Origin of the sequence: Weissella confusa, from assembly GCF_004766315.1 — a bacterium.
GTDB lineage: Bacteria > Bacillota > Bacilli > Lactobacillales > Lactobacillaceae > Weissella > Weissella confusa_A.
On the sequence record NZ_PVSN01000060.1, the window covers coordinates 1 to 8060 of the forward strand.

At 43.8% G+C, this 8060-nt stretch carries 8 protein-coding genes; all 8 read right to left on the bottom strand.

The annotated features are described in order from the left end of the window. Positions 1-539 (bottom strand): transposase (locus tag C6P11_RS08580; protein WP_210114206.1); only part of this gene is annotated, 539 nt, incomplete at its 3' end. Positions 540-671: 132 nt separating this feature from the next. Further along, complete coding sequence (locus C6P11_RS08585; protein WP_135520346.1) at positions 672-1997, bottom strand: SseB family protein; 1326 nt, start codon at positions 1995-1997, stop codon at positions 672-674. Positions 1998-2123: 126 nt separating this feature from the next. After that, positions 2124-3791, bottom strand: a complete 1668-nt coding sequence (locus C6P11_RS08590; RefSeq protein WP_167849555.1) for an aryl-sulfate sulfotransferase — start codon at positions 3789-3791, stop codon at positions 2124-2126. Positions 3792-3900: 109 nt separating this feature from the next. Further along, positions 3901-5235: a C1 family peptidase gene (locus C6P11_RS08595; protein WP_135520348.1), complete on the bottom strand. Its 1335-nt coding sequence runs from the start codon at positions 5233-5235 to the stop codon at positions 3901-3903. A gap of 111 nt (positions 5236-5346) precedes the next feature. After that, the gene (locus C6P11_RS08600; RefSeq protein ID WP_135520350.1) at positions 5347-5565 is read right to left on the bottom strand and encodes a hypothetical protein; all 219 of its coding nucleotides are present in this window, start codon (positions 5563-5565) and stop codon (positions 5347-5349) included. A 238-nt stretch (positions 5566-5803) separates the two neighbouring features. Beyond that, positions 5804-6022: a hypothetical protein gene (locus C6P11_RS08605; protein WP_135520352.1), complete on the bottom strand. Its 219-nt coding sequence runs from the start codon at positions 6020-6022 to the stop codon at positions 5804-5806. Then, positions 6015-6629: a hypothetical protein gene (locus tag C6P11_RS08610; RefSeq protein WP_135520354.1), complete on the bottom strand. Its 615-nt coding sequence runs from the start codon at positions 6627-6629 to the stop codon at positions 6015-6017. The genes C6P11_RS08605 and C6P11_RS08610 overlap by 8 nt, the downstream gene beginning before the upstream one ends. 164 nt (positions 6630-6793) lie before the next feature. Next, positions 6794-7933, bottom strand: coding sequence for a hypothetical protein (locus C6P11_RS08615; protein WP_135520356.1), 1140 nt, complete (start codon positions 7931-7933; stop codon positions 6794-6796). Positions 7934-8060 lie beyond the last annotated feature (127 nt).

Below are 8060 nucleotides of genomic sequence, written 5' to 3' on the forward strand. Positions count from 1 at the left end.
ACGGTTCCAGTTAAAGCATCGGTCATGATAAGCGGATGGTAACCGACGTTCAAGTAGTGATAATTAAAACCAATTTTTTCTTGATGACCAAAGGTCTCAAAGTAGGTTGAATCCAAATCTAGCACCAGTTCAGTATTGGCTGATCTTTCATCAATTAAAGAGACAATACGACGATTTAATTCTTGTAGCTCATCAATGTCTTCGTTCGTGAGATGTGATAGAAATCTGGAAATAGTTGGTTGAGATGCCATGTTTTGCGCATAAACAAGTCGATGTTCGATATCTTGGGTCAAGTAATCTGCAACGTCGTCGTTGCGATAACCTTCGATAACTTGAATGAGCATTTGCAATAACAATTCTACCTTAGCATAGCGTGGATTTTTGCGATTATCGTTGAATTCAACGTTATTAAAGAGCCTGGAAATTACAGGCGAATTCAGAAAAATACTAAGCAGCACGTTGCCACCATCCGAGGTAATTGGTGCCCCATTGTCTGAAACTGCAACTAAATGGTTGCTAGGTAATACTTTTTGAGTCATAATTTTAGACGCTCCAATTTTTGAGTATTTGGTTTGTTTTCCACTAACAAAATATCATAAAAAAGAGCTCCTATGGTTTTCACCCAACGGGTGAAAGCGCAAAACCCGCTGAAACGGTATTAACTTGCTGTTTCAGCGGTTTTTTGTTTGTCTTGATGAATAATCCGGGTTTAAGTCTGAAAATCGACTGAACATTGCGTTGATATAATCCAATCGCTTAATCATTAGCAATGGATGCTGATCTTTAATCGCATCCCTGGTTCGCAAGTATAAATGCAAATATTCTTGGCCTTTGTAGTCGATTGTTTCACTCACCCGTGTATTGTCGTCAGCCAGATAAGGTCGTCCAACAATATCTCGGGCAACTTGGTGGTCAGTCGTAAAAATCGGTTGGACGTACAACGCTGTTTCAAACAGTGGTGATAATGTCTCAATTATCTTCATACGGTCTGCCGGTTTCGTGAAATAAGTTAATTGGTTCAGTCCCTGAATAAGTTCTTCGTTAAGCACATCCTGATTCACATAAAATAAATCAGCATTATCATCACCAACGTCACCTAATTTGTTATCAGATGCCTTTTCGTCAAACGACATACGATAAATATCATCCTTCACCGCGATCATACGAACCAAGGCACGTTCCTTTTCATAAACACGGACCTTTGCTCGTTGACGGTTAGTGGCACTGACGGGGATGATTCGGCCAATAATAATCGCCAATAAAATCAAAATCGCGGTTGGCAACAATCCACGGCGACCAAGCACTGGAACTGCAGCTAGCGCCAAAATAACCAAGATAATAACGGCAACGAAATTCCAAGTTTGGCTAGCATACCGATCAATTCGTCGGTCGTTCTTCGTCCGCATCGTCTCTAGGGTTTCATGTAGCCGATTAAGTTCATTTAAGCGTAGCTCAATCGCGACAACACCAACTGGCGCTACTACCTGTTCTGGCGCTTGAATGGGCAAATCATCCGCAACCGTCCCCGTAACGGCGCCAATATCACGTCCATCTAATTCATCCAATAATAATGGCTTAGGTAACGTCACATCATCCGTACCCGGATTCAGAATAATCCCATCAATACGTTCATCAGTTGCTAACCGGTTCAACAAATACGGCACTTGTACCTGCATCGTATCCGGCTCACGTTGGCCGGCTCGGCTCTTAGCTAAATCAGTATAGGTGACTAGATACGTGCGTTCATCACGGACCGTATAGCTTAATTTCGATTGGACATCTGGTTCGCCAACGACATAACTGTAGCCGGATACTGATGTGTGGCGCATTTTCGCATCAACTAATACCGGTACCAACAACGTCACGTCGGCCAGCGCACGGGCTAGCACGCGCAAATCGCGCACCTGCCCACGGACTGTTTGTTGCTTGAGATACTGCTTAATTTTGTGATTTAATTCTCGATTCGTCTGGTTAATATTTAAAAAGACGCGTTCCATACTGCTCCCTCTTTTGTCATCTCTTCATTTCATAATAGGACGATTACAAAAATGGCGCTTCGTTTTGGTTTTGGAACTTATACCACAAATGAAAAAGCCAGCGTGGTATTTCACGCCGGCTTGTTATTACTTAATATTCACACGATATGCACGGTAAACATATCCCTTGTTTTGTAGGTTTGATAGTTCAACATCAAAGACCACCTCATTATCCGCTGTCACTTCAACGATGTTCGAGGCATCCCCATTCTTTTCATTCAAGTAACCAAAGTCAATCAAGTAATTACCGTTTGACAACAATGCCGTTGACCCAATGCGGTCGGTGTAGTTGGCTGTCCCACGTGACTTACCGTAAGCCCACGTTTCCTTGGCCGTCATCGTCTTCGTGTCAATTTCCAACTGCATGCCTTGTGAGTACTTGCCTGATGTCTTCTTATCACCATTCGTCACTGCGATGTTGTTGTCGTACAACGTGATGGTTTCCTTGCTACCGTTGTGGCTGCCAAGGACGACAGTCGCATCGTGTTGACCACCGTTGATTGACGTGCCATCTGCATATGTCAAAACATACTTCTGCCATTTCTTTGGCCATGATGACTTGGCCTTGCTTGATAGAATCCAAATTGGCTTCATTGTCTTGAAATCAAACTTCATCACCAAATCTTGGTTACGGGCAGAAATGACGATGCTATCATCACTTTCATCATAATCGATCGAATTTTGGTGCAACCAATCGATACCACCATCAGCACGCTTGGTTGACGTGTACTTGGTGTACATTTCAGCTGGGAAGATTTTCTTGAAGTCGATAACGCGCTTGATTTCGGCAGTCTGGCGATCAATCACAATCATCGTATCTTCAATGTACTTTGACCCATCAGAAACAGTTGCCAACAAATCACCATTCGGCAGCTCAATCACGTCGTGGTGAATTGCTGTCGTCTCGCCTTCTGACTTGTTTTTCATCGTTGCATTATCTGACCCAGATGTCTTGTTGCTAAAGTGGTACGTCTTATAAATGCGTCCCATGTAGTCAGTTTCAATCAAGTCGTTATAGACCAGCGCGCTGTTGTTTTGCTTGCGCATCATCAACAGGTGACCATTCTTGAGCGTCTTGAAAATGTGCTCATTGTACGTCGTTGAATACCAACGAATATCACCCGATGCGTCAATGGCAAACGGCTCCTTCGTTGTACGGGCCATAACTGTCAAACTGTTATCACCAAGCGACATTTTGTCAGTATCAGATTTCTTCACGTCAATCTTGATGTTCGACATCGACTTTGGTAGCGCCTTGGTCTGCAACGTAATCGTCTTTTCGTCCGTGTGCCCATCTGCATACTTAATGGTAAACGTGACCTTATTGGCTGTATCGGCGTACAGGCCAACGACCGGAATCTTGTGAGTGGTCGTCTCGCCGTCCACGTCATTTGAAATTGTTGTTGCCTTTGTCTTACCGGCAACCAAGTAACTGACCGTTGCCTTTTGGTCGGTTTGGAAGATGACTAACGCGGTTAGTGGGGATTTGCCATAAGGATTCACCTTGGTGTACATATTATCCACTGTATATTGCGAATCCTGCATTGCCGATGCGTACGTCTTATTAGCAGCCTTTTGATCATTCGTAAACTTATTCGATAACTTTAGACCTAAGTTCTGCTTGATTTCTGCTGTCGTTAAAAGCGTGGGATGGCTTGCCTTGTAGGCATGGTAACCAGCCGTCGCCAGCCCTGCTACAACTACAACTGCCAACGTGCTGGTCATAATCTTATGTCGTTTAATAAATGAAAGCATAACTAACCACTGTATGTGATTTTATGAGCGACATAACTATATCGATTGCAACTTAATTCGGACTTAATGAAAAAACGATACCCGTTAAGGTACCGTTCTAAATCATCTATTATGCCAAGGCACCCAATGGATCCCATGGTGCCAATTCGTATGGCGTTGTGTTCTCGTAAATATCACGCAACTCGGCTGGCAAGTGCTCCTTCTTGATGACAACTTGGTACGTGAATTCGTCGAACCATTCATCTGACATCGTGAAGTACCCCTTGTGGCCGTTCTTGTCGCCCCATGAGTTTTCAACCTTCCACTTCGTTGGCTTACCATCAACCAAATCGACACCTGTCAAAACCATGGCGTGGGTCATCAATGAATCACCGAACTCCAAGCGTTCAGCCTTTGTCATGCTGAAATCAACATCAAACAAATCATCTTCGTTGTACAACTTGGTATCCATCAAACCAGCCGTGCGGTCCAACTTAGGCCCCATGTCGACACCGAACCAAACGTTTTCGCCGGCCAACAATTGCTTTACTGCCAAATCCTTGAACGTTGCCAAATCTAAGTTCAAGTGCTTCACTTCGCGTCCGCCGACCACTGAGCCAAGCATCTTCACACCATATGTTTGGTTGAATGGCTTATCGGCTGTTGGGGCGTTGATGATTGAAACGTATTCACTCAAATCCCAACCAATATACTTTGCATAGAAATCCTTTGGTGAAATGTTGGCATCACTGTGGAAGTTGTTGTCCTTGTCACGGTATGAGAAGTTGAACGTTACTGGTGGCTCACCGAACGTCAATGACAAGATGTGGTAGTTCTCACGACCGAATTGGGAAACTTGTTGTTCGATTTGCTCTTCAGTTGCATGCTCCGTCACCATGCGACGCAACGTGATGGCGTCCCTGCGCAACTTCGCATTGTACAAACGGTTGAAGTCCGCTGAGTGTGATGATGCTTGTGATTCTGGGTAAGCTGATTGTGGTACGATACCGTACTTTTCAATCAAGCCAACCATCATATCCCATTGCCCACCATCTTGCTGTGGCATTTGTAACAGGAAGGCAACTTCACGATCAGTCTTTGGTTGCTCAGCCGTAGCCACGATGTTGTTGTAGAAGTAGTTCGCCTTCTCCAACTTGTCCCAGAAGAACGTGTAGCTTTGTGACAACTCGAAGTCCCCAGGCAAACCGTACAACGCCTTCATGTCGTGACGCATCGTGTTCAATGCGGCGAACATCCAGCAACGACCAGATTGTAATTGGTTCGCAACTGGTGAACTTTCTAGGTCAACGCTAAACACGGGCGTCAATTCACCGGCACGACGGTTATCGCGCGCTGCTTGCAAAATACCGTTCGTCGTTACCGCGTTGCGTAGGGCGTCAGCCTTTGGACTAACCGCCACGGCTTCTTTGAAATACGCCAATTGTTCTTGTGTGATTTCACTCATATCATTTTCACCTTTTTCTAATTTAAGTCTAGTGTAGCCTTTTAGATAGCGGTTTACAATGGTAAAAAATAAGCGCATCGGTCACTACCAACACGCTTATAAATTGATATGTTAGATGCCCCCAAAGAACAAGCGCTCGAGCCAACCTGAACGTCGCGGTTCGGCAATTTTGTAAATTGATACATCTTCCCCTCGACGCCGACGTAGCCAAATTTCGAATTCGTTCATCTCGTCACTAGGTTGCGGATCCTTCGTAAAGATATCATTATAAAATTCTTGATGTCTTTCCTCACGTGTATCCCAAAAGCCACGCTTCTTTCGCTTAAACATTATCCCTAGTGTCCTCCATAAAACCAGCGGTCAAACCAACTCCTTCGAAGAGGACGCGCCATTTTATAGATGGATACATCCTCACCCCGTCCCCTTCGAACCCAAAACTCATACTCACTCATAGTGTCACCTGGCTTTGGATTGTCTGTCAGAAAATCCCTTGCTTTGAGTGTTTCATCGTCATACTTCTTAAATTTAAACACGGAAATTTCTTTCCTCATAATCTTCCGGAATTCTGTTAGATGCCTCCGAAGAACAGACGCTCCAACCACCCTTTACGTCGGGGCTCTGCGATTTTGTAAATCGATACATCTTCTCCCCGACGGCGACGTAGCCAAAGTTCATACTCGTTCATTTCGTCACCTGGCTGCGGATCCTGCGTGAAAATCATGTCTTGAAACTCACGATGGCGTTCTTCGTGAGTTTCCCACAGTCCGCGCTTCTTTCGCTTAAACATTCCTTTTCCCCCTATGTTTCAACTCGTCCACAAAGATTTGCCCAAGTTGTTTATTTGCTTCTAATTCTTCCACCGTTAAGGTTATCAGCCAAATATTCACGTCGTTTTGATGTGTGTTATTCAAACCTTCGTAAAATCCATACATTTGAAGATGCCTAGGTCCAATTTGCTGAGCCAAATTTCTGTAACAAACATCATTATGAATCACAAATTTCGTAAAACTCAGCAACTGATCTATAACCGTAACGTCAGAAATGGTTAATTTAATATCAGCCTGATCAGAAATAAAGTAATCATCCTCATGAAGTTCTGCAAATTCGACGTATATCTTCAAAAACATTCTTTCCGCGCGTTCTGTGCGTTCGGTCATGCGATCCGCATAGTTAACCAAAAACACTGTTAACCCCGTCAAAACAGTTACAACCACGCCTGGATTGTCTGCATAGAAATCATCCAGCTTATAAATCAACTCCCATGAATATGGCCAATGAATCAAGAACGTTGGATAGAAGAATCCCCCAACTATCAATATCCCCACAAATAGATGTTTTGTTCGCCTACTAGCTAACTGTCGTAACACCAGCCGTGGCCCTCGAAAAAGTCGCATTTTTTCACCTCCAATAATAAAGAGGTGAAAAAACGTGATTTGTCCAAAAAAACATTTCATTGCCTAAAATTATTCTACACCAAATAAAAATTACACGCCATAAAATCTTTTGTCGAATTTCAGGTAGCAAAAAACGCCGAATCATTTCGACTCGGCGTTTCGTTTTAATTCAAATCATCTTCAACAGCCATATACGTTACAACGCCATGGTAGCTGCCAGCTTTAGGACCGTGGTCCAGCGTTGCTGTCATATTCCCCACCGTGTCAGAACTTGTTGTTTGGTAGTAGGCGCTATCGTTACCATTCACCAAATCATCAGGATCATATGTTTTAGTTGCATCGGAATCAGAAACAGTCGCCACTGTCGTTCCGTATTCCATCGCAGCAACTACCCCACCATCTGGATTTGTACCGCTATATACCTCGTGACCATTAACTTTCATACTCTTAAACGTCAACGGTTGTCCCGTTTTTGTACCGTTCACGTAGCGATACATTTGGGAAACGGCCATCCTAATTGAAAAGCTACTGCCACTCATATTCGTATATTCGAAGGAACCGTTATTCGCTACGCCATCTCGATCCGGCGTCAACACAACTTGATTATTCTTCGGAATAGTTAACACCTTAGATGAAAAATTAGACACACTTACCAGTCGAAGACCGTTCGCAAGTAGTCCTGCGTCACTGGTAGTCAACTCACCAGCTGACTTACCAGACCCATCTGAATTCAAATTTGGCAATCCAGTCTCCTCATCGATGGCTTGCGAGGGGCTAACGTAGGTCGTATCGGTTACTCGCTGAACCAATACTTTTATCTTCGGGTCAGTTTCAGCGTTAAACTTTAGCACTTGCTTTGGATTTACAATTTTGTACTTATCTGGTGCGACAATCGTAGGTAAAAATTCACCAACTGTAGTCGTTGTGTTAGGCATCTGTGCACCAAATTGCTGCGTTCCGATCAATTGACCGGCTTTATCAACAAAATCAAACTCACCAGTGACAGCGCCTTGAGTCAAACCGATTGCAACCGCGCCATACGCCGGTCCATTCATCGTTTGTGCAATCAAAGAATTTGGATACTTCCCAATATCCGTGGTTGCGAATGTGTTGTTTGTGACATTGTCGTAATTATCAAGCGAGACGCCATACTTATACAATATCATATCGCCGACTTTTGTACCGACTGAATCAATGCTAGTTGGTTGATCAGACACGATAACACCATAATTTTGTGTCGCCGAGATGGTGTACTGTCGCACGTACACATACAATGACTTCGGAATTGCATCAGCGTTTGTCACTGCTCTTATGCTAGATTTACGGACAGATTTTTCTCTGCCCTGTAAACTAATAGCAGAGGAGCATTTTTTATATGATTCGATATTCACCAGAATTTAAGCAGTCTCTTGTCGAGATGCACAACCAAGG

Excerpts from the sequence above, each read along its gene's own strand:
- C6P11_RS08585 (WP_135520346.1), bottom strand. The coding sequence starts at position 1,997 with ATGGAACGCGTCTTTTTAAATATTAACCAGACGAATCGAGAATTAAAT.
- C6P11_RS08590 (WP_167849555.1), bottom strand. The coding sequence starts at position 3,791 with ATGCTTTCATTTATTAAACGACATAAGATTATGACCAGCACGTTGGCA.
- C6P11_RS08595 (WP_135520348.1), bottom strand. The coding sequence starts at position 5,235 with ATGAGTGAAATCACACAAGAACAATTGGCGTATTTCAAAGAAGCCGTG.
- C6P11_RS08600 (WP_135520350.1), bottom strand. The coding sequence starts at position 5,565 with ATGTTTAAGCGAAAGAAGCGTGGCTTTTGGGATACACGTGAGGAAAGA.
- C6P11_RS08605 (WP_135520352.1), bottom strand. The coding sequence starts at position 6,022 with ATGTTTAAGCGAAAGAAGCGCGGACTGTGGGAAACTCACGAAGAACGC.
- C6P11_RS08610 (WP_135520354.1), bottom strand. The coding sequence starts at position 6,629 with ATGCGACTTTTTCGAGGGCCACGGCTGGTGTTACGACAGTTAGCTAGT.